This is a genomic window from Larkinella ripae, assembly GCF_054780775.1.
Genome location: NZ_BAAGVR010000020.1, coordinates 380,236 through 401,810 on the forward strand (window position 1 = coordinate 380,236; position 21,575 = coordinate 401,810).

The 21,575-nt window shown below is 55.6% G+C and carries 16 protein-coding genes; 4 read left to right on the forward strand and 12 right to left on the reverse strand.

Annotated features, from left to right (window positions below; genetic code table 11):
• Window positions 1-100: 100 nt before the first annotated feature.
• Together ACYVHX_RS12640 and ACYVHX_RS12645 are read right to left on the reverse strand one after the other, a co-directional pair.
• A complete protein-coding gene (locus ACYVHX_RS12640) occupies window positions 101-1,903 on the reverse strand; it encodes an OmpA family protein (RefSeq protein WP_460672006.1) in 1,803 nt (600 codons plus the stop codon).
• 170 nt (window positions 1,904-2,073) lie between these two features.
• The gene (locus tag ACYVHX_RS12645; RefSeq protein ID WP_460672007.1) at window positions 2,074-2,706 is read right to left on the reverse strand and encodes a 7-carboxy-7-deazaguanine synthase QueE; all 633 of its coding nucleotides are present in this window, start codon (window positions 2,704-2,706) and stop codon (window positions 2,074-2,076) included.
• Between the two features lie 27 nt (window positions 2,707-2,733).
• On the opposite strand from ACYVHX_RS12645, the gene ACYVHX_RS12650 reads away from it, so the two are divergent.
• Both ACYVHX_RS12650 and ACYVHX_RS12655 read left to right on the forward strand, forming a co-directional pair.
• A complete protein-coding gene (locus ACYVHX_RS12650) occupies window positions 2,734-4,155 on the forward strand; it encodes a sulfatase family protein (protein ID WP_460672008.1) in 1,422 nt (473 codons plus the stop codon).
• A gap of 61 nt (window positions 4,156-4,216) precedes the next feature.
• Window positions 4,217-4,912 carry a head GIN domain-containing protein gene (locus tag ACYVHX_RS12655; RefSeq protein WP_460672009.1) on the forward strand — a complete coding sequence of 232 codons (696 nt, stop codon included), beginning with the start codon at window positions 4,217-4,219 and terminating at the stop codon, window positions 4,910-4,912.
• Here the strand turns inward: ACYVHX_RS12655 and ACYVHX_RS12660 are convergent.
• The 7 genes from ACYVHX_RS12660 to ACYVHX_RS12690 form a co-directional block, all read right to left on the reverse strand.
• On the reverse strand, window positions 4,909-5,910 hold the full coding sequence (locus tag ACYVHX_RS12660; RefSeq protein WP_460672010.1) for an ABC transporter ATP-binding protein: 1,002 nt from the start codon (window positions 5,908-5,910) through the stop codon (window positions 4,909-4,911). The genes ACYVHX_RS12655 and ACYVHX_RS12660 overlap by 4 nt on opposite strands.
• A gap of 226 nt (window positions 5,911-6,136) precedes the next feature.
• Window positions 6,137-7,237, reverse strand: a complete 1,101-nt coding sequence (locus ACYVHX_RS12665; RefSeq protein ID WP_460672011.1) for a hypothetical protein — start codon at window positions 7,235-7,237, stop codon at window positions 6,137-6,139.
• A 99-nt stretch (window positions 7,238-7,336) separates the two neighbouring features.
• Window positions 7,337-8,320 carry an SPFH domain-containing protein gene (locus ACYVHX_RS12670; RefSeq protein WP_460672012.1) on the reverse strand — a complete coding sequence of 328 codons (984 nt, stop codon included), beginning with the start codon at window positions 8,318-8,320 and terminating at the stop codon, window positions 7,337-7,339.
• A gap of 168 nt (window positions 8,321-8,488) precedes the next feature.
• Complete coding sequence (locus ACYVHX_RS12675; RefSeq protein WP_460672013.1) at window positions 8,489-9,322, reverse strand: hypothetical protein; 834 nt, start codon at window positions 9,320-9,322, stop codon at window positions 8,489-8,491.
• A 55-nt stretch (window positions 9,323-9,377) separates the two neighbouring features.
• On the reverse strand, window positions 9,378-10,442 hold the full coding sequence (locus ACYVHX_RS12680; RefSeq protein WP_460672014.1) for an NADH:flavin oxidoreductase/NADH oxidase: 1,065 nt from the start codon (window positions 10,440-10,442) through the stop codon (window positions 9,378-9,380).
• Window positions 10,443-10,551: 109 nt separating this feature from the next.
• Entirely contained in the window at window positions 10,552-12,741 is a 2,190-nt protein-coding gene (locus ACYVHX_RS12685) for an alpha-galactosidase (protein ID WP_460672015.1), read from the reverse strand.
• An 80-nt stretch (window positions 12,742-12,821) separates the two neighbouring features.
• Window positions 12,822-14,297 (reverse strand): M48 family metalloprotease, encoded by a 1,476-nt coding sequence (locus ACYVHX_RS12690; RefSeq protein WP_460672016.1) that lies wholly within the window; start codon window positions 14,295-14,297, stop codon window positions 12,822-12,824.
• 247 nt (window positions 14,298-14,544) lie between these two features.
• Between ACYVHX_RS12690 and ACYVHX_RS12695 the strand changes: the two genes are divergently transcribed.
• Window positions 14,545-15,690 (forward strand): redoxin domain-containing protein, encoded by a 1,146-nt coding sequence (locus tag ACYVHX_RS12695; protein ID WP_460672017.1) that lies wholly within the window; start codon window positions 14,545-14,547, stop codon window positions 15,688-15,690.
• Window positions 15,691-15,817: 127 nt separating this feature from the next.
• On the opposite strand, the gene ACYVHX_RS12700 is transcribed toward ACYVHX_RS12695, so the two are convergent.
• Together ACYVHX_RS12700 and ACYVHX_RS12705 are read right to left on the reverse strand one after the other, a co-directional pair.
• On the reverse strand, window positions 15,818-18,238 hold the full coding sequence (locus ACYVHX_RS12700) for a PAS domain-containing sensor histidine kinase (RefSeq protein WP_460672018.1): 2,421 nt from the start codon (window positions 18,236-18,238) through the stop codon (window positions 15,818-15,820).
• 10 nt (window positions 18,239-18,248) lie between these two features.
• The gene (locus ACYVHX_RS12705) at window positions 18,249-18,644 is read right to left on the reverse strand and encodes a response regulator (RefSeq protein ID WP_460672019.1); all 396 of its coding nucleotides are present in this window, start codon (window positions 18,642-18,644) and stop codon (window positions 18,249-18,251) included.
• A gap of 167 nt (window positions 18,645-18,811) precedes the next feature.
• On the opposite strand from ACYVHX_RS12705, the gene ACYVHX_RS12710 reads away from it, so the two are divergent.
• Complete coding sequence (locus ACYVHX_RS12710; RefSeq protein WP_460672020.1) at window positions 18,812-20,518, forward strand: IlvD/Edd family dehydratase; 1,707 nt, start codon at window positions 18,812-18,814, stop codon at window positions 20,516-20,518.
• A gap of 107 nt (window positions 20,519-20,625) precedes the next feature.
• On the opposite strand, the gene ACYVHX_RS12715 is transcribed toward ACYVHX_RS12710, so the two are convergent.
• On the reverse strand, window positions 20,626-21,561 hold the full coding sequence (locus tag ACYVHX_RS12715) for a sugar phosphate isomerase/epimerase family protein (RefSeq protein ID WP_460672021.1): 936 nt from the start codon (window positions 21,559-21,561) through the stop codon (window positions 20,626-20,628).
• Window positions 21,562-21,575: the final 14 nt, after the last annotated feature.

Below are 21,575 nucleotides of genomic sequence, written 5' to 3' on the forward strand. Positions count from 1 at the left end.
TTATGAACACGTAACAACGAAAAATGAATAAGAAAAGAAAAAACCGGCCTCTTCTGCCCCATTTTCTTTTCACGATTCAGGGGTAAGGGGTCATAAGCATTCACAAAATTCGCCACTCGATCCGCCGGTTCTGCTTCCGGTTTTCGTCCGTTGTGTTGGGGGCCAGCGGCCGCGTTTCGCCGTAACCGGCTGATTTGATGCGCGCCGGGGCAATCCCGGCTTTTGACAGATAGGCCACCACCGACTGCGCCCGCTTTCTGGACAATTCCAGGTTGTTGGCCGTACCGCCCTGGTTGTCGGTGTGTCCGGAAACTTCAATTTTAACGGCGGGATTGACTTCCAGAAATTTCACCAGCCGGTCGAGCTCCGTCCGCGATTTCTCAGCCAGGTCATAGCGCCCGGTTTCAAAAAACAGGTTGTTCAAGGTCTCTTTGGCCGGTTCCCCGCCGTCCGACGGCTTGATCGGTTCCAGCGGCACACTCACCGTATACCCTTCGCCTTCCCGCTTTTGGGTGAAATCGAACGACAGGCTTTTAAACAGATAACCGGGTCCAACGACGTACAGTGCGTACTCGCCCCCGGTCGGCAAAACCGCCGTGTATTGCCCGGTTTGCGGGTCGGATTGCACGCGGGTGACCAGTTTATTCGTCGCCAGATCAATCAGTTCGATAATCGCGTTGAGCGGTTTTTTGGTGCGGGCATCGGCCACCAGCCCTTTCAGGTAACTGACCGGACGCACCTTCTGCCGCAGCGGTTCCGGCAAATCGAACACGTAGAGTTTGGAACGCTGCTTGCCGTCCGTTGCCGACTGTTCCTGCGAATAATAGGCCCGCGCGCCATTGGCCGACACGAACAGGGCCGCCTGATCGTCGGAGGTGTTGATGGGATAGCCCAGGTTCTGCGGATTCGACCAGCCGGAAGCGGTGCTGTCGGCCACGAACAAATCATACCCGCCCATGCCCATGTGCCCTTCCGAGGCAAAAAACAAACTCAGGCCATTGGCGTGAATAAACGGCGAAGCTTCGTCGAACGGCGTGTTGATACGCTTCAGGTTATACGGTATTTTCCATTTGCCATCGTCGCCCAGCTCGCTGCACCAGATGTCGCGCCGACCCACGCCCCCTTTCCGGTCGGAGACGAAATACAGCCGACGGCCATCCGCCGACAAAGCCGGTTGCGACTCCCAGGCCTGGGTGTTGATGGCCGGACCAATGTTTTGCGGATCCGACCAGGTGTCGCCGGTTTTGTGACTGATGTACAGATCGCAGCTTCCGAAACCGGTGCGCCCCTGACAGGCCGTGAACACCAGCGTCCGCCCATCGGCCGAGAGCGAGGGTGTGCCTTCGTTGTTGGGCGTATTGATGTGGGTCGAAATGGATTCGGGTGGGCTCCAGGTTTCGCCCTTCTGGGTCGAAACCATCAGATCCTCATCCCCTTCGGGTTTCAAAACCGTGTAGACCAGCGTCTGCTCGTCGGCGGTCAAAACCGGGAAATACTGCGAGGGAAACGCCTGTACCGTAGCCGACAGCGGTTGCGGTTTTACGGCCAGCGGATTTTGAATGGCCTGCGCGCCAAACCGGGCGGTTTGCAGCAACCGCTCGACCTTTTTCCACTGCAACGAATTGGGAGGGAACAGTTTCTGAAACCGCTCGATGCCCGGAATGGCGGCCTGGTAATTCCCTTTTTTCAGCAAATAGGCATTGACAAACTGATAGGCCAGTCCGGTCGTGGGTTTGTCGGGCTGCTGCCGGATCGCGCGCTGGTAAACCAGAAACGCCTGCTCGGGTTGCCGCATAAACTCATACACCTGTCCCAGTTTCAGATACGCTTCGGTATACCCCGTATCCCGTTCGACGGCCTGATGAAACAGGTCCAGCGCTTCGGGCATTTTCCGCTGCGACAAAGCATCGACGGCTTTCTTGTAGAGGTCAACAGCTTTTTTATTTTGGGCAACGGAAGAAGAAAGAAATAAAGGAAGTAAGGAGAAAAGGAAGAACGCGACGAAAAGAACCGTTCTTCTGTTCCCCCTACGCTCACTTTCCTCCTTTGCCCTGTTTCTTTTTTCTTCCTGCCCTACGGAATCTCCATGAATTTGTGTGTTTGCAACGATACCTGCCATTGCGGATGCTGTTTTACATACTCAACGATAAGAGGTAGCATTTCATTGGATCGACTCCACTCCGGTTGTAAAAACAATTTGCACGGCGGTTGCAGCCTTTCCACAAAGGATTCAGCAAACGCAAAATCACTCCGGTTGTAGACAATAACTTTCAGTTCGTTGGCACGACTAAAAATGTCTGGATTTGGTTCTTTGAATTTCTTGGGTGAAAAACAGATCCAGTCCCAGACGCCACTGACGGCATAAACCCCCGACGTTTCGATGTTCGTCTGAAAACCGGCTTTTTTTAGGGCCAGCGTCAGGCTGGTCAGGTCGTGCATCAACGGCTCCCCGCCCGTAATAACCGCCATCCGGCCCGGATGTTGCAGGGCTCCCGCCACAATTTCAGCTACGGAAAATTTAGGGTGGGCCTCCGCATCCCAGGACTCCTTGACGTCGCACCAGTGGCACCCTACGTCGCAGCCACCGAGCCGGATAAAGTAAGCGGCTTTTCCGGTATGCGCCCCCTCGCCCTGCAGCGTGTAGAACGATTCCATGACCGGCAGCCGCTGGATGGTGTCAGTTTGTTGATCCAGAACTTGATTCATGCCGCAAAGTTACGGAATTTGCGGGCGATGCCTTACGTGTTCACCCGGCTTTCGGAAGCCTTTATGAAATACCGCCTTTTTGCTACGTTCCTCGTCGTTCCGGTGCTGGCCGGACTCTGCGTCCTGCTGATCAGTCATACGCCCCCGGCTCCGGCCCCTAAGCCCAATATCGTCTTAATTATGGCGGATGATCTCGGCTGGGGTGATCTCTCCTGCTACGGCGCGACCGACCTAAAAACGCCTTCCCTTGATAGCCTGATGAAAGCCGGGATGCGGTTTACCCGGTTTTACGCCAACAGCCCGGTTTGCTCGCCCAGCCGGGCCGCGCTGCTGTCGGGGCGCTGGCCGGAACAGATGGGGGTGCCGGGCGTCATTCGGGATGATTCGACCGACAGCTGGGGCTACCTGGCGCCCGGCCCGCTTCTGCCCAATTATTTGCAGCAGGCCGGGTACCACACGGCGCTGGTGGGAAAATGGCACCTGGGGTTGGAATCGCCGAACACCCCCAACGAACGCGGTTTTCAGGAATTTGACGGTTTTCTGGGCGATATGATGGATGATTATTACACCAAACAGCGCAACAACCACAATTTCATGCGCCACAACCGGCGGGTGATCAACCCGCCCGGGCACGCGACGGATGTGTTCACCGAGGGAGCGATTCGGTACGTAAACGCCCGGAAAGGCAGTTCAAAACCGTTCTTTTTGTACCTGGCCTACAATGCCCCCCACAATCCGCTGCAACCGCCCGCCGAATGGCTCGAACGCGTTACCCAGCGGGAACCCAACATCGACCCGACGCGCGCCAAACTGGTGGCCCTGATCGAACACATGGACGCCGGCATCGGGCGGCTCCTGGCTACGCTGAAAGCAAACCGGCAACTCGACAATACGCTGATTGTGTTCACGAGCGACAACGGCGGCTGGGGACCGGGCAAAGCCAACAATGGGCCCGTTCGGGCGTTCAAAGGAACCATGTACGAAGGTGGGCTGCGGATTCCGGCGGGGGTAGCCTGGCCGGGGCAGGTCAAACCAGGTCAGGTGTCGGACGAACGCTTGCTGCTCATTGACTGGCTCCCGACGTTTCTGGAAATTACAGGGCGAAAGGCCATCGCCCCACTCGATGGAAAGTCGATCCTGAGCCTGTTAACCAGCAGCCAATCAGATGGTTCTGCGCTTGAAAGCATCCGACAACGTCCGCTTTTTTTCATCCGGCGCGAAGGCAACGACAGCTTCAAAGGCCTGACGACGCAGGCGGTTCGGCTGGGCGGCTGGAAGTTGCTGCAACCCAGCCCCTTCGCACCCTTTGAATTGTATAACCTGAAAGACGACCCGAAAGAAACCACCGATCTGGCCAGCCGGGAAAAAGCGAAAGCCGCCGAATTGACCCGCCTGCTGATGAACCACATCCGAAAAGGCGGTTCGGTGCCGTGGCAGAAAAGAAATTAAAAACCGGTGCAACGCGCGCGCCCGTTGCGGCATCTTATCAGCATCAATACGACACATTATCATGCAAACCAACTCTTTTTTTTTAGTTGCCTTATTTCTCGGGATGATGGTTGGAGGGGCTCAGGCCCAGTCGGTCACCAAACAGTTCAGCATCAAATCCTTTGATCGAATTGATGTAGCCAACGCCATTGATGTGGAGGTCCGCAAAGGCAGTTTCGATGTGGTGGCCGATCTGGCCCCCGGCGAAACCGAATACTTGTCCGTCAAAAGTGAAAATGGGGTACTCGTGGCCCGTTTCAACCGCCCGGCGGGGCACTGGACGCCCGGCAAAAACCGCAAATCGCCCCGCTTGCTGATTACCATGCCGGCTTTGCGGGGCATTACGATGTCCGGCGCGTCGGACGGTGAGGTAAACGATTCGTTCGACAGCGACGAGCTGGATATTACGTTGTCGGGCGCGGCCGATTTAACGATGAAAGACATCACGGCAAACCGCATCCGGCTGAAAGCATCGGGCGCATCGGACACCAAACTGCGGGGCAGAGCGCGGCTGCTGGACGTGGAAATTTCGGGCGCTTCCGACCTGTCGGCGTACGATCTGACCGCCGAAGAAGCCATCGTTAGGGCATCGGGGGCCAGCGACGCGTCCGTAACCGCCACCAAACGACTGGAAAAAAATTCGCGGGGCGGGGCCGATATTTCCTACCGGGGTAATCCGCAGACCGTGATTTCGAACCAGAAAAAATCGGATGACTAGACCGAGCCGCGCATCCAGTGGACCGACTCCGGCGCCATTTCCAGCCCCACCAACTGCCCGACCTGGATTTTGTCGTTGGATGAAGCCAGAAAAGTGAGACTGACAAAGCGGTTCATTTCGACTTCCACTTCGATGAACGCGCCTTTGAAAAAGAGGTTGCGGATGGTTCCGCCAAACCGCCCGCGGTCGCTCAGCCGGATGTTTTCGGGGCGCACGCAGGCCAGCGCGTTGGGTTGATAGGCGTGAATAATTCCCATCAGGGGCAGGTGCTTGGCCCGGATCAGGTTGGCCGGTCCGGTCATCTGAGCCACGTAGGCGTTGTAGGGGCGCCGGTAAACTTCCATCGGTGACCCCATCTGCACCAGTTGCCCATCCTGCAAAATACCGATTCGGCCCGAAATGGACAGGGCATCGGTGGAGTCGTGGGTGACAAAAAGGCAGGCGGTTTTTTCGTTGCGCACCAGATCGAGCAACAGGCCGCGAATCAGCTCCCGGTTGGGCAGATCGAGGTGGCTAAACGGTTCGTCGAGCAGCAGGGCCGCCGGTTTTTCGGCAATGGCACGGGCAATGGCCGTCCGCTGTTTTTCGCCCCCCGACACCTGGCGCGGCAAGCGGTGCTGAACCGACTCCAGCCGACACAACTGGATCAGTTGTTCGACGCGAAAATCCTGGTACCGCTTTTCGTAATACCGCAGGGCGTACGCAATGTTGTCGCGGACGGAAACATTGGGCATCAACTGGTATTCCTGATGAACCAGTTTGATGTGGGCGTGGCCCGGAACCAATTGCTCCGACGGCCCTTTGATCCGCTCGCTGTTGAGCTTCACGACGCCCTCGGTGGCATCGGTTAAACCGGCCAGCAGGTTCAGCAGCGTGCTTTTTCCGGAACCGCTGGCCCCCACCAACCCCACAACCTCACCCGGTTTTATGACCAAAGAAACGCCCCGAACAGCCGTAACGTCCCCGAACGATTTTACAAGTTGGACTGACTCAAGCAATTGTGATTGACCTTTTTTCTAAACGTGCAGTAATTTATCAATCAGCGACTTACCTCTCCTCTAAACCAAAACCAACTGCGCCGAAGCCGTAAAATTAATGATTTACCGGAACATCTTGCTGGTAAGATTTCCCCGAATAAGAAAAATAATTTTGCACCCCGGTTCGGGATCATCCGAGCGTGGTTTCTCCGCACTTCGACCCACCAAAAACGAGAGACGGGGCTTCCTACCGTTTCCCCAGCCAGTAGAAAAACAGAACCAGCAACAGAAATCCAGCAATCAGCAGCGCCACTTTCCAGGCCGATCGGGGTCGTTCGCCCGCGATCTGGCCTGTCTGCCCGTTGACCAAAAACCGGTATTGCTTGCCATTGTACACGTACATGCAAATCCAGAGCGGCAACAAAATGTGCTTGAACGTCTGGTTACTCAAGGTGGTATCAACGGTTAGATTCCGCTGCGTATCGCCCCCCAATTGCGAGGCACAGGCGTTTTCTTCGCGATTCCGGATCTGGTCTTCAGCCTTTTGGGCACTTTCCGGCAGATCGATACTGTACACCTCGGCTTCCCAGCCCAGCAAAATGCGCGGATCGTAGTCGACCACCTCCTTTAAATCATAGCGGCTGGCTTCCTGCACCTGACTTTCCTGCTGGGACAACTTCCGGGAAGCCATTTCGAGGAGGTCGTCGTAAAAGGCCTCGTGCGAACCAGAACGGTATTCCCACCGCACCCGCTGTTGCTGCTGGGTGACGGTTTTTCCGTTCGCGTCGCGCACCTGCACCGGAACGTAGTAATAAAAACCGGCTTCACCCGAAAATGTCGAGTAGGCCTGCGCATCGAACGTCCAGAACGGAATGTAAATTCCGTGCAGGTTGTCCAGCATGGCCCCGGCTTTCAGATCCGAGGGAGCCAGCCAGCTATCGCCCACCCAGCTTTTGAACCGTTGCAGGGCCATTTCCTTCGATATGCGAATCGGCAGCAGTCCCGCCGGTTCGATCAGCCGGGTTTTCTGGGCGTCGGGGTTCACGTTTTTGGACCCGCAAAAGGCGCAGGAGATCGTTGGGGTGTCGAAGTTGACGGTCGTTTTGGCCCCGCAGTTCTGGCAGGTGAACAGCCGTTTTTCTTCCGTCGGCGCGTTGGGCAACTGCCGGTCCTCCACCCGGAACGCGAGCGGATTTTCGTGCAGGTTGTTTCGGGTGAACGGAATCGCTTCGGTGTTGCCGCAGTAATCGCAGCTCAGCATTTGTTTGTCGGCCGAAAATTTCAACTGCGCTCCGCAGGTTTTGCACGGCGCCCGGACTAAATCAGAGAGTTCGGATGGGGATTGCATGAAAAATGGAGGAGAGGATAAAAGGGAGGAAAGGACCAGAGGTAAAGAGCCGGTGGAAGCCCTTCCTCCTCTCCTCCCTTCATCCTCTCTTCTTTATTTTTATAATCTCGCTAACAATTCAGCTTTTTTGGCGGTAAACTCTTCCTCGGTCAGAATTCCGGCGGCTTTCAGTTCGCCGAGTTGTTTGAGCAGGTTCATCACCTCGCCCTTATCTTCTTTCGGGGCCGGCTGCGGGGCGTTGGCGGCATTGGTGTTCTGCATGAAATTGCCCAGTCCGCCGAGCAAAACCGCAGCGCCCCCGGCTCCTCCGCTTTCGGCGGCATCTTCCAGCGCCACCCCGGCCTGAAACTGCTGAAAACGGGCCATATCGCCCACCATATTCATCTGCGTGGTCTTGTCAAGGAAGGCTTCGACTTCGGGTGGCAAACTCGTATTTTCAACGTAGAACTTGGTCAGTTCCAACCCGTAGCCCGTGAAATCGTTCTGGAGCAGGGGCAGCAGTTTGTCACCGATTTCCTTGTAATTCCGCGACAGGTCGTACACCGAAATCCCGGCTTCGCCGATGGTGTCGGTAAAATTGGTCACAATGGCCGACCGCAGCTGATCTTCCACGTCGCCGATCCGGACGATGGGCGTGGTTCCGGCAAACTCCTTAATAAACTTCCCGGCATCCGCCACCCGCATGGCAAACACCCCGAACGCCCGTACGCGCACCTGTTTCAGTTCGGGGTCGCGGACGATGAACGGATTTTGGGTTCCCCACTTCAGGTTGGTGAACTGCTTGGTCGAAACAAAGTAGATATCCACCTTGAAGGGCGATTCAAACCCCATTTTCCACGACCTGAGCGTGGTCATGATCGGCATGTTCTGCGTCGTCAGTTCGTAGCGGCCGGGCTGGTAAATGTCGGCAATGCGGCCCTCGTTCATAAAAACCGCCAACTGCGACTCACGCACGGTCAACTGCGCGCCGTACTTGATGTTGTTGCCGTTGTCCGGAAATTTCCAGATCACCGTATCACTGGAGGTGTCGACCCAGTCGATGACCTCGATAAATTCGTTTCGGATGAAGTCAAAAAGTCCCATGTGTTGTTGTCGACAGCCGGAGCGGTCGTCCTAAAGGGTTTACGTTTACGTGCTCAATTCTACACAAAAAAAACGAACCCGGCTGGATTCGTTTTTTTGAACGGTTAGAAAGTTACTTCCGACGTGCTGATTTTCGGGAAAAGCGGAAAACAAGTGTCCGCCCGACCGCTACTCCCGCCAGCCATAGCGCTCCTTATCCAGCAGCAACAGGCACATCAGCCGGTGAATCCGCAGCTCTTCCGGGGGCATCTCGCCAATAACGAAATGAAAACCGTCCCTTTCGCTGAAATGCTTTTTATAATTCAGCTCGTTGAACGCCTGTAACGCTTCGTACTTCTCCTGAACAAAGGCGTACGTCCGTTCGTCCAGGTACGCAAGTCTCTTTTTCAAATGCTCGGCGGTCGCCCGGGCCGGTTCATCCAGTTTCCGGCTGAAATAATAATAATCCGGCCACAGGTGCGTCAGTTTGAGTTGCAGCAGCGAAATCGTCAGCGCGTTGGGCATAAAGGTGCGGGCAAACCGAAAATGAGTGACGAGCAGGTGCTTCCGGTTTTCGATCAGGTACCGCTGGTATTCAGCCTTTAAAAAATCGACTTTCGTTTTCGTTTCCGGCAAATGGGTCAGCGACAGCAAAAACCGCTCTTTGAAAAAATCGGGCAGAAACTCGTTTTCGTAAAACCGGATTAACTCCTGGTTGTAGGCAATTTCAACGTTTTTGGCGCGGTCTTCTTCCATCAACCCGGCCTCCGTAGCCTGAAGAAACGCCTTCCGTTTACCTTCGTAGTCTTTAAATTGCGCTTCGGTTAGAATGGCTTTGAAAGCAGTCCACTCGTAATCGCGTTCCTCCCATTCCGAAAAATAATCCGTGGTCGAATAGGCGTTTTTGGATTCTTCGAACGCATACACCCGTTCAGCCTGATCGAAGGCCAACTCCAGGGCGTACTGGTTCCGGTAGCGGTCCTGTACGATGGTTACCAGCTGATTGTAGTTTAAAGCGGTCATGGAGTTTTCGCAGTAAAAACCGGGGTTGATCGTTAAAAAAAGGATTTCAGCCCGATTACTTCGCCCGCAGATACTGCGCCGGCCAGGCGGTTTCGGCCCCGAGTTGCTGAGCCGCGTGGAGCGGAAAATACGGATCGCGCAGGAGTTCGCGGGCCAGCAGCACCAGATCGGCCTGACCGCTGGCAATGATTTCGCTGGCCTGCTCCGCCGTCGTAATCAGACCCACGGCGCCGGTCAGCATCCCGGTTTCTTTTTTAACTTTTTCGGCAAACGGAACCTGGTATCCCGGGCTGAGCGGAATCCGGGCACCGGCCACGTTCCCCCCACTCGAACAGTCGATCAGATCGACGCCTTTTTCCTTTAAGATGGCCGACAGCGCCACCGCATCGTCGGCCGTCCAGCCGCCCTCGGTCCAGTCGGTAGCCGAAATCCGGACGAACAGCGGATACTCTTTCGGCCAGACGGTTTGCACCCGTTCGAGCAGTTCGAGCAAAAACCGGGTGCGGTTTTCAAACGATCCGCCGTACTGGTCGGTCCGCTGGTTGCTCAGGGGCGACAGAAATTCGTGGATCAGGTAACCGTGCGCGGCATGCAGCTCAATGACCTTAAAACCGGCTGCCAGCGCCCGACCAGCCGCAGCCACAAAATCAGCGATTACTTTTTCCAGGCCCTCAGCGGACAATTCCAGCGGTTCGGGCTCGGCCGGACTGAACGGAACCGGACTGGGTGCGACGGTTTGCCAGCCGCGTTCGTCGTCCGGGGCAATCGCCTTCCCACCATCCCAGGGCCGGTTGTGGCTGGCTTTGCGACCGGCATGGGCCAGTTGTGTACCCGGAACCGCGCCCTGCGCTTCGATAAAGGCGGTAATGCGTTTTAGAAAAGGCAGGTGCTCGTCTTTCCAGATGCCCAGATCATCGGGCGAAATCCGGCCCTCCGGCGAAACCGCAATGGCTTCGGTCATCACCAGGGCCGCGCCACCCACGGCCCGGCTGCCCAAATGGACGAGGTGCCAGTCATTGGCAAAACCGTCTTCGCTGGAATACTGGCACATGGGCGAAACCGCAATCCGGTTTTTAAACTGAATGCTTCGTATCGTTAATGGACTGAATAAATCGGGCATGATTGCAAGGAGTGTGTCTTTTTTTAACCCTGTCGCACCAAAAGGAGTTCAGCAAAACCGGCCGGATTGCTGAGCAGTGGCCGGTTTTCGCTGTTTCAGCTCGGTTTGGTTACTTGCCTTCCACAACGAGCCACTGGTAGCTTTCGGGTTCCAGCTCAATCACCAGTTCCGCTTCGTAGTTTCGATTGAGCGGATAAGTTTTCGGCTTGCCTTCGCCCACCCGAATGGCGGCTTTTTCGCTCAGGCCGGTGTAGTAAAGGGGCAGTTTGATGGTTCGGCTAATTTTGGTTTTCAGCGGGTTAAACAGCATTACCAGTCCTTTTTCGCCCAAAACCGGGTTGACATGCATGATGCCGTCCCAATCCCGCCCGTCGGCGCGCCGAAGGTGAATCACATCGGAATTCAGGATGGGCCGGTACTGCTTGTACCAGTTGATCACGCGCTGGACGGTTTGCTTCGTTTCGTCGGTGTCGTACAAACGCGGACCCCGGTAACAGGCCTGAATGCCAGCGCCGTAATACTGCATCATCAGTTGTTCGTAGTCCTTCAAATGATGGCTGAGGGGCTCCAGAACCGCTTCGGGGCCACCGCCCTGGTATTTGGTCAGCGGCACAAACCCCCAGCCCATCGAGGGCGTTTTTTCCCAGGTTCCGTCGTAAATGTTCTGCCGGTTCAAGATTTTCTGCTGCTCCCGCGACAGCGAAAAGTTCACCTCCCGGTAGCCGAGCGCAATTTTGTGCGAACCGTCCATGAAATACCAGTCAGGCGCGTTGACGTAAACGCCTTTTTCGTTCAAAAACCGGTACAAACCCTTCTGCATTTCCATCTGTACCCATTGCGAATCCTCCAGTCCCTTGTGGCCGGGGTGTTTCACCGACGCGCAGACGTCGCCGGGATACGGGCCGTCGTGTTCCAGCAGATCAAAGCCGGTTTCGGTAATGAATTTCTTTAGTTTGGCGAGGTAGGCAATGCCCCAGGCGCTGGCCAGACAGGGCGCGTGGCCGAAGAAAGCGCCCTTGTCGGGCAGGCCGGTTTTCGGGTCGATCACGTCGGTTTCGTCGTCGATCCGCCGGCTGCTGAACAGCGAGTACCCGCCAATCAGAATTTTTTTGCGGTGTGCATAATCGGCCAGTTCCTTGAATTTCCGGAGGTTTTCGGGGCTGTCATCTTCCATGTTCAGGCCACTGCCAAAACTCAGAATCACCATTTCATACCCGGTTTCGGCGCATTGGTCAATCACGTTCCGAACTACCGCCGGGTCGGTGCTGACCAGGTGCATGAAAATCGGGTTCTGGGTGGTCCAGGGCGCGACGGTCCGGTAAAACTGCCGCCGGGCCAGCCCGTTCCGTTCGCGGTCGTAGGAATCCAACAGGAGTTCAAACGTGCGGATGGACGTGTAGGTCTGTTTCGGCTCCAGGTCAACCCCGACACCCAAAGTAGGATACACTTCGAGCAAACAGGGGGTTTGAAAATCGTAATTGACCTGGGAGGTATAGAGCGAGTCGGTTTTCCAGTGCGTGGCCTGATCCGACAGATCGTACCGCATGGCGTTGTTGAATGCAAAGTTGTTTTCGATGTAAAGCCGTTGCGGTTTTTTCATCTGCTCGGGCTTGCCCACCACCGCCGACTCCTCTTCGGGCGTCGCCAGCACCTCGTTGATTACCTGATTAATGTGGAGCGGTTTTCCGCTGTTGTTTTCCACCGTCACCCACTTGCAGAGCGTCGGAATCCGGTCGTACAAGGCGTAATGGACTACCACGGCGACCCCCTGCAACTCCGGCTGGCGGGCGGTAAAGGTCAGGCTCAGTTCCTGCCCGGTGGGCGGTTTTGGATTCATCATCCAGGTCCGCGACGGTCCGTTCAGAATGGGCTTCAAGGCCGTTACCTGAAAACTTTTGTATTGAAAATCAGCCGGATTCGCTTTCAACCCGTCGATCCATTCTTCTTTCAGATACGCGTGCTCCGTTTGCCCGTCCAACCCGCCGACCCGGTATTTTTTGCCGTTCAGGACCACCACCGCTTCCAGTTTTACGGACCGGATGAACTGCTCGCTGGTGGTCAGATTCCGGTAATCAATCGTTGCCAGATTGGGGCTGATGCGAAACCGCCGGATCAGCAGGCCATTGGACAATACCAGTTCCTGGCCCTGATTGGTCTGAAACACCCCGGCTTTCTGCAACACCGGGGAAATCAGCCAGTCGCCTTTAAAAACATCGGATCGGAAAACCGGCAAGGAAGTGAGTTGCGCCAGGCCGGGAAAGCTCAGGCAGCAGAGCAGGAAACAGGTTTTGAAAGGCATGGGTCTGGGCGGTTCGGAAGCCGGGAAATTACAGCTTTTTAGCCAGTTGACCAACCGTCGGCAAAACCGCTCACCTCCCGTTAACGGCCAATAATTTTGACCAGCGACCCGCGGCTCACTTTATCGTCCGGGCGCAGGCTGTTGAGCACGCCCAGCTCCTCCAGCCGGTTCGATGGCATTCCCAGCGTGCCCATTACGTCCCGAAAGGTGCCCTCGCGCGAAACCGTCTTGACCTGAACCCGTTCGGGTTTGCGGTTGATTTTTTCCGGATCGGTCAGCGCCCGGAAATTTTCGGCCACCGGGCGGAACGTGCGAAAGGCGCCCTCAAAATCGCTGGCCGTGGCCAAACCGTGCAGGGCGTAAATGGCATTGCCGTACTGAATCAGCCAGGTGCCAATCTGAAGCGTCGTCTTCGGATCCTGCGGTTGCTGCGGCTGGCCCTGTTGCTGCGGTTGTTGCTGCTGCGAAATGAGGACGTAGGCCGGATTGCCGTTGATGGTCGTTCGCTGGTTTTCCAGCACCTTCAAACCTAGTTGCTGCACCAGCGTCTTGGAGGCTTCTTCGAGCGAGTTGCCTTTTGCCAGCATTAAAATCATGGCCGATTTCCCGTCTTTGGCCGCCATCTGAAACTGGGCGGGCGAATTCTGGTGTTGCCAGCCCTTCGGAACCGGGAACTGGAATTTGAGTTCAGGGTGGTAAAACATGTCTTTTTCGACAAAGCCCTGGCGGGGATCTTCGCCGTACAGAATGCCGTCGATCATCCGTAAATACCGGTCGCGTTCCACCTGATACGTGGCTTTGTTCTGTTGCTGGTAGGCCGTCGCCATTTCGTTGACCTTCGAATTGCGGTTGGCCGGATCGGGGTGCGTCGACATGAACGTGGGCACCTGCTGGCCCGCATTGTCGGAAATCCGCTTGATGGTTGAAAAGAAATTGGCCATCTGGTGCGCGTCGTAGCCGATTTTACTCGAATATTCGACCCCAATTTTATCCGATTCCGACTCGTGATCGCGGCTGTATTTCAGTAAAAACAGACCCAGGCCCTGCTGCAAAGCTTCGAGGTTCTGGCCCAGTTGCGGCACCAGAATGGCCCCACCAATCATCCCCAGCGTGCCCAATAACTGACCGGTTTGCTGCCGGGCCGAATGGCGGGCGGTAATGTGACCAATTTCGTGACCGAGCACCCCGGCAAATTCCGCTTCGTTGTTGAAGTGCGCCATAATACCGCGCGTGAAATAGACGTAGCCTCCGGGCACGGCAAAGGCGTTGACCACCGGCGAATCAACGATAAAGAATTGGTACGGCAAATCGGGGCGGTGCGAAACCTTCGCCATTGCCTTGCCTTTCAGGTTAATAAAATCCGTCAGTTTCTTATCGTCGTAAAGCCCCATGGTGGAGACCACCGACGGATGGGATTCTTTGCCGATGGCAATTTCCTGTTCCGTTGACATCAGCGACAGTTCGCGTTTGCCCGTAACCGGGTTTCGGGAACAGGCGGAAAAACCGATGAGTGCAGTCAGGAGCAGCCAGCGGGAGCAAGCAAATTTTAGCGTCATGGCGAGATGGTTTATGCAGATTCGGCCCTTATTGACCCAAAAACGGCCAAATCTACTGAAATTGGGCTAATTTCAATAGGAACCATCAACGCCCCCCCTTTTGTTTGAAGGACAGGCAGTGGCCGTTAGGAAGATTTTCGGTGAAACCCAAAAACCGGTTCCGGTTTGGCATTGCCTTTGCCCTTTTCTCCGGGATGATGCGACCCGGTGCGTCGTGCCCCCTTAATGAACCCAAAATTGACTGTTCATGAAATTTCTATTCGTAAGTTCACTGTTGTCTTTGCTCCTGATCGAGGGCTATTCCCAGTCGAAAGTCGTCAAAAAAACCAGTGCTTCAGCGGCCACCGACGGATACACCATCAGCGGTTTTTTGAAGAATGCCGCCAATAAAAAAGTCATCTTAACCGAAAATTCTTTCTACAAGACCCGCCAGCATTCGGACACCACGACGGCAAATGCCAGGGGACAATTCTTGTTTAAGGGCAAGCTGGACGAGGTGGCTTTCTTTACCCTGAAAGTAGCCGACAAACCGGGTCAGCAGCATTTTTATTTGGAAAATTCGGCCTTAACCATCCGGGGTGATGCCGACTCGCTCTGGGCCGCGAAGGTTACGGGCTCGCAGGAAGAAAACCTGCGAAAAAATCTGGAAACCATGATGCAGGATACGGCCATTACCAACCGGTACAAACGCATTGAAGCCCGGTACGGCAATGCCCGGGCCACCAACGATGCCAGCGGCATGCAACTGGCTCGAAAGGAACAGGAGACCGCCATTCAACAGGATCAGGCCCGGTTTAAAAAATTCATTTCCGATCACCCGAACCGTGCCGCCAGCGTCAATGTCCTGGGGGTTCTCCTGAATCTCAACGATATTGCGGGGGCGGATAGCATGCTAACGAAACTGGAAACGATGGAAATTGGCAAATCGCAGCAGGCCCGGTTTTTTCGGCAGCAGATCGACCTCATCAACCGCTTCAACGTGGGCAAACTAGCACCAGAATTTGCCCAGACCGATACGCTGGGCAAGGTAGTCAAGTTGTCATCGTTTAAAGGCAAATACGTGCTGGTCGATTTCTGGGCGAGCTGGTGCGGACCGTGCCGGGAAGAAAATCCGAATCTGGTCCAGACGTACCAGACCTTTAAGGGCAAGAACTTCACCATTTTCTCGGTTTCGCTCGATAACAACAGGCAGAACTGGTTGAATGCCATCCGGAAAGACAACCTGACCTGGGCGCACGTCAGCGACCTGAAAGGCTGGAAAAATGAAGTGGCCCAGCAGTACGGTATCAACAGCGTTCCGGCCAACTTCCTGCTGGATCCTTCCGGAAAAATCATCGCCCGAAATCTGCGCGGAAACGATCTGAGTAAAAAAATTCAGGAGCTGGTGCAGTGAGGTTACCGGTTACCGGTTTTTGGTATACGGTTTTCGGTATTGGGCTTGGCTCTGTTGATTCAAGTCAATACATAAAGAATGAATAGCGAATTTCGAACACTGAAAACCGTATACCGAAAACTGTATCTCACCGCCTGACTGGCAGGTAAATGTGGAAGGTCGCGCCCTGATTCAATTCGCTTTCGGCCCGGATGATCCCTCCGTGGTTCTCCACAATTTTCCGGCAGAGTGCCAATCCAATGCCGGTTCCGTGGTAGGCTTTGCTGTGGTTCAGCCGCTGAAAGATCGTAAAAACGCGCTCGGCATACTCCGGTTCAAAACCGATGCCGTTGTCTTTCACCTGAATATGAACGTACGCAAGGGCCGGATTCAAACCGGGTAAAAGAACCCGTTCGGCAGGCAAAACGGGCGCGGAGGAAATGGAAATGAGGGGATTTTGCGCGGAAAACTTTAGGGCATTCCCGATCAGATTGGAAAACAACTGGTGAAGGTGCGTCGGGTTGCCTTCCAAAACCGGCAGAACCGACCAGCTGAGGGTGGCTCCTTTTTGCGCAATCAACAGTTCAAAATCCGTCTCGACGTTGGTAAGTACCTGGTTCAAATCCGTCTCCGTAAACTGGTCATCCGTATGCGACAGCCGGGAATAATTCAGCACGGATTTGATCAAATCCGCCATGCGCTGCGCCGACGTGCTGATTTTGGTCAGGTACTGACCCGCCGTCTGGGCATCGTCCAGATTCAGGTGTAACAACTCGGCAAACGACTGAATTTTGCGGAGCGGTTCCTGCAAATCGTGGCTGGCGATGTAGGCAAACTGCTCCAGGTCGTGGTTGGTTTTGATCAGTTCCTGGTTGCTGTCGTAGAGTTCCCGGGTTCGCTGCGTCACCATTCGCTCCAGCTCGTCAGCCATTTTTTTCTGGTCGTCAACATCCGTGCTGGTCCCGATCCACCACTGAATCGGGCCGTCACCGTCCCGCACCGGCAGCGCCCGACTCAATTGCCAGCGGTATTCGCCGTCGGCCCGGCGGAACCGGTGCTGAAACACAAAATCGCGGCCGGTTTTCAGGCTGTGCCACCAGGCTTCGGTCGTCGCCTGGCGTTCGTCCGGATGAATCAGTTGGAGCCAGAGCTTTTCCGGCTCCACTTCCGCCGACACCCCTGAATAGTTGAAAACCGACTGGTTGAAGTAGTTCAGCCGGCCCGCCGAATCGGCCGCCCAAACAAACTGGGGCATAAAATCGGCCAGGAGCCGAAACCGCTCCCGGCTTGCTTCCAGCGCTTTCTGGGCCGCCATTTCCGGGCGCAAATCGCGCATAACCGCTCCCACCGCCATCGGCAGGCCGGTTACCGGATCATCGATGCGCAGGCAGTTGTTGTAGAGCAGCAGAATTTCGCCGGTTTTTCGGTTCCGGACAGAAAATGGGCCCGACCAGCGACCGGTTTTCATCACCGTGGGAATGATTTCAGAACTGACAAACTCGTATTGTTCCGGCGTGTGCAAATCCGTGATCGGAATTTGGGAAACATTTTCCTGCTCGTCGATGCCCAGCAATAGTTTCCCGGCTTTGTTGATGTAGGAATTCCGACCGTCCAGTTCCAGCACCGCCATCAGATCGACGCTGTTTTCGATCAGCATCAGCAGTTTCTGCTCGTTTTCGCGGGCGCGTACTTCTTCAGTAATGTCCCGAAGGATGCCGTTAAACCGGTAGGCAATTCCTGATTCGTCAAAAAAAGCCTTGCCTTTCGCCCGCACCTGCCGTTCCTGCCCGCTCTGTCGGTTAACAATCGTATAATCAATGTTATAGTTACCTCCCGAACCGAATTGCAGGGCGGTTTGAATGGCTGCGGACACGCGTTCCCGGTCTTTTTCGGCCATGGTTGCAATGGCCAGGCCCAGATCAATCTCTTCCTCGGGTTTCAGACCAAACCACGCTTTCAGCCGGTCATTGCCCGTAAACCGGTTGGTGGCCGGATTCAGGTCCCAGGCACCCAGTTCGGCGGCTTCGATGGCAAACTGCAACTGATCTTTGCTTTCGCCAAGCGTTCGCAGATTTAGGGTCTTTTCGGTAGTTTCCGTACAGGTCACAAACACCCCACCGACCTCGCCCGACTCATCGTGCACCGGGCTGTAGCTGAAGGTCCAGTACCCATCCTCGACCCGGCCATTGCGGTAAATCGGCAGCAGTAAATCTTCGTTCCAGGTCGCTTCGCCCCCACGCATCACCTGATCGATCCACGGTTTAATGGTGGGCCAGATTTCGGGCCAGACCTCCGCGCCCCGCTGTCCCAAAGCCACCGGATGTTTTCCTTCGGCCCCCAGACTGGGCCGGTAGGCATCATTGTAAAAGCAGATTAATTCCGGCCCCCAGAACAGGAACATGGGAAACTTGGAATGCAGGATAATGCTTACCGTAGTCCGCAGGCTTTGGGGCCAGTTTTCGATGGGTCCCAACGGGTTTCGGGACCAATCCACCGATCGGATCAACTCACCCATTTCGCCCCCACCGGCGAGAAAGGGATACCCAGGGGGCGGATTCTTCGTTTTCATGAAAATCCGCTTAGGCCATCGGCCGGTCCAGCAACAGTTTCGATAACCGGGCCGTCAGGGTTGAAATCAGGGGCGGTTTTGTCAGGAAATCCGACGCACCCAGGGCTTTGGTCTCCTGAATATCCCGGGGTTCGGACGAGGTCGAATAGATGATAATGGGAATGTGCCGGATGCGGGCAATTTTCTTCAGTTCCATCAAACACTGCTTTCCGTGCATGCGGGGCATGTTCAAATCCAGAAAAATATATTGGGGCCAGAAATTGTCATCCTGTTTCAGTTTTTGCAGCGCTTCTCCACAATCGTCGGCAACCACACAAGTCAGGCTTGGGTCCAATTTTTTCAATGCCAACGTAAACAATTCCTGGTCGTCTTCGTCGATCAGAAAACAGGTAACGTGTGCGTTCATTTTGTACAGTAAGATGGGTAAGCTTTGCGAAGATATTAAATAGTATTGATGAAATCAGGGAAGCCCTTCATTTACCAAAAACTTTCTAACTTACCGCCCAAACGCGCTCCGGCGTTCTTTTCTGGTTGAATACAGTTTCCTTTACTCACTAACACCCCGCTTTAAAAATGCACCTTCGCTCGCAAGAATGGTTTGGCCGCACCGGTAAAGACGGTTTTATTTACCGGGCCTGGATGAAAAACCAGGGCTTTCCGCACCATTTGTTTGAAAGTAAGCCGGTTGTCGGCATCTGCAATACGTTTTCTGAATTGACCCCCTGCAACGCCCACTTTCGCGACCTGGCCGAAGCCGTCAAGCGGGGCGTCTGGGAAGCGGGCGGTTTTCCGCTGGAATTTCCGGTGATGTCACTGGGCGAATGCCAGATGAAACCGACCACCATGTTGTTCCGCAACCTCGCCAGCATGGACGTGGAAGAGTCGATTCGGGGCAATTCGATGGATGCCGTGGTGCTGCTGTGCGGCTGCGACAAAACCACGCCTTCGCTGGTGATGGGCGCGTGCAGCGTCGATCTGCCTACGCTCGTGGTGTCGGGCGGTCCCATGCTGGCCGGCAAGTACAAAGGGCGTAACATCGGCACCTCCGACCTCTGGCGGTTTGCCGAAGCGAACAAAAAAGGCGAAATGTCGCAGGAGGAATTTGTGGCCGCCGAAGCCTGCATGGCCCGCAGCCAGGGCCACTGCGCCGTGATGGGAACGGCCTCGACGATGGCCGCCATGGTCGAGTCGCTGGGGTTGGCCCTGCCCGACAATGCCACCATTCCGGCCGCCGATTCGCGCCGGAAAGTGCTGGCCCACCTGGCCGGAATGCGGGCCGTGGAACTGGCCCGGCAAAACATCCGGCCCTCGCAGATTCTGACCCGGCAGGCGTTTGAAAATGCCATTATGGTCAACGCGGCTCTGGGCGGTTCCACCAACTTCATCATTCACCTGACGGCCATCGCCGGCCGGATGGGCGTGGAATTGTCGATTGATGATTTTGATAAACTGTCGGCCAAAATTCCGCTGCTGGCCAATTTGCAGCCGTCGGGCGAGCATTTTGTGGAGGATTTATTTTACGCCGGTGGCCTGCCCGCCATCATCAATGAATTGAAACAATTCCTGCACAACGACGCCCTGACCATCAACGGGCGAACGCTGGGCGAGAACTGCGCCAACGCGGAGTGTTACAACCGCGAGGTGATTGCATCGGTGGCCGAACCGTTCAAACCGGAGTCGGGCGTGGCGGTTTTGCGGGGCAATCTGTGTCCGAACGGGGCCGTTATGAAGCCATCGGCGGCTTCTCCCGAACTCATGCAGCACACGGGTCGGGCGGTGGTTTTCGAGAACATCGACGATTACAAGAAGCGCGTGGATGATCCGGACCTGGACGTTGATGCCTCCTGCGTGCTGGTACTCAAAAACGTCGGACCGAAAGGCTATCCCGGAATGCCCGAAGTGGGGAACATGCAGCTGCCGGCCAAGGTGCTGGCGCAGGGCGTACACGACATGGTCCGGATTTCGGACGGACGAATGAGCGGCACCGGTTTTGGAACGGTCGTGCTGCACGTTTCGCCGGAAGCCGCCGTTGGCGGGAATCTGGCGCTGGTGAAGGATGGCGATCTGATTACGCTGGACGTTGAAAACCGCCTGTTGCACCTGCACGTCGAGGATGAAGAACTGGCCCTCCGGCTGGCGCACTTCAAACCGCTGGATCTGGGCTACGACCGGGGCTACACCCGGATGTATATCCGTCACGTTTTACAGGCCCACGAAGGCGCGGATTTCGATTTTCTGCAAGGCGGTTCCGGGCCAGTGGTGAAGCGGGACTCGCACTGATTTGAGGTGAACTGTTTCGCGGAGTTGAGCGGAGGAAAAAGAGATAAGCGGAGCCTCTGCTCACCTCGTTCCTACTCCGCTCAACTCCGCGAAACAATTTTACTCTTCTAAACTCCTTCCGCCACCTTCTTCATTTTCTCCAACCCGGTTTTGGACACGGCCAGCGCGTCCTGCGCGTAGTAGGTTTTGTTGAAGAGTTCCAGCGACAGGACGATGGTTTTGCCGGGCGTTTTGATTTGCTTCAGCGTTTCGCGGACCGGCCCAATGCCGTCGCCCGGATACACCCGGTCGGCGTCGACGATGGTTTCGCGGGGCGGATTGGTCGGGTAATCGTTCAGGTGAAACACTTCGATCCCCGGTTTTCCGACCAGCGGCAAACTCGCCGGGCTGGAACCGCCTTTGTAGAGGTGGTAAATATCGAGTAATACCCGCGCCGACGGATGGCCGCTTTCGACGGCGATAAACATCACCTCGCTTAATTTATTCAGGTTTTTAGAACCGCCCCACAGTTCGAGTTGCGGCACCACCCCGGTTTTATCACCGAGTTCGAGAATGGTCCGGTAGCGTTCGGCGGCTTTGCGCAAATCCAGACCGGCCTGGTTGGTGGCGCCCATCGGGGGAGCCGCCGTGCGCTTGCAGCCAATTTCGGCCAGCAATTCCATCTCCTTTTTGAGTTGCTCGACGCCCTTGGTCCGGGTCGTTTCATCATCCACAATCCACTGCGCAAACCCGATGGCGTTTTCGACTTTCAGCCCCAGATCACCCAGCAACTTCCGGACATCGGCGGTCGAATGGGACTTCAGGTAATCCTGAAACGAATTCATCCAGATTTCGACGTGGCGAAAACCGGCTTTGGAAGCCACCTCCAGTTCTTTGACAAACCCCAGGTTTTGACCCCGAATGGTGCTCACATTCAGCGCGTAGGCAAAAGGCGGAGGATCTTTTACGAGGGTGGGCTCGACAGTAGCGGACATGGCGGAAGAGGATAAGAGGGCTCCGCCGGTTGTGGCGGCTAAAGCAGCAAGAGTCTGACGACGGTTCATGCAGGATTTGGAAT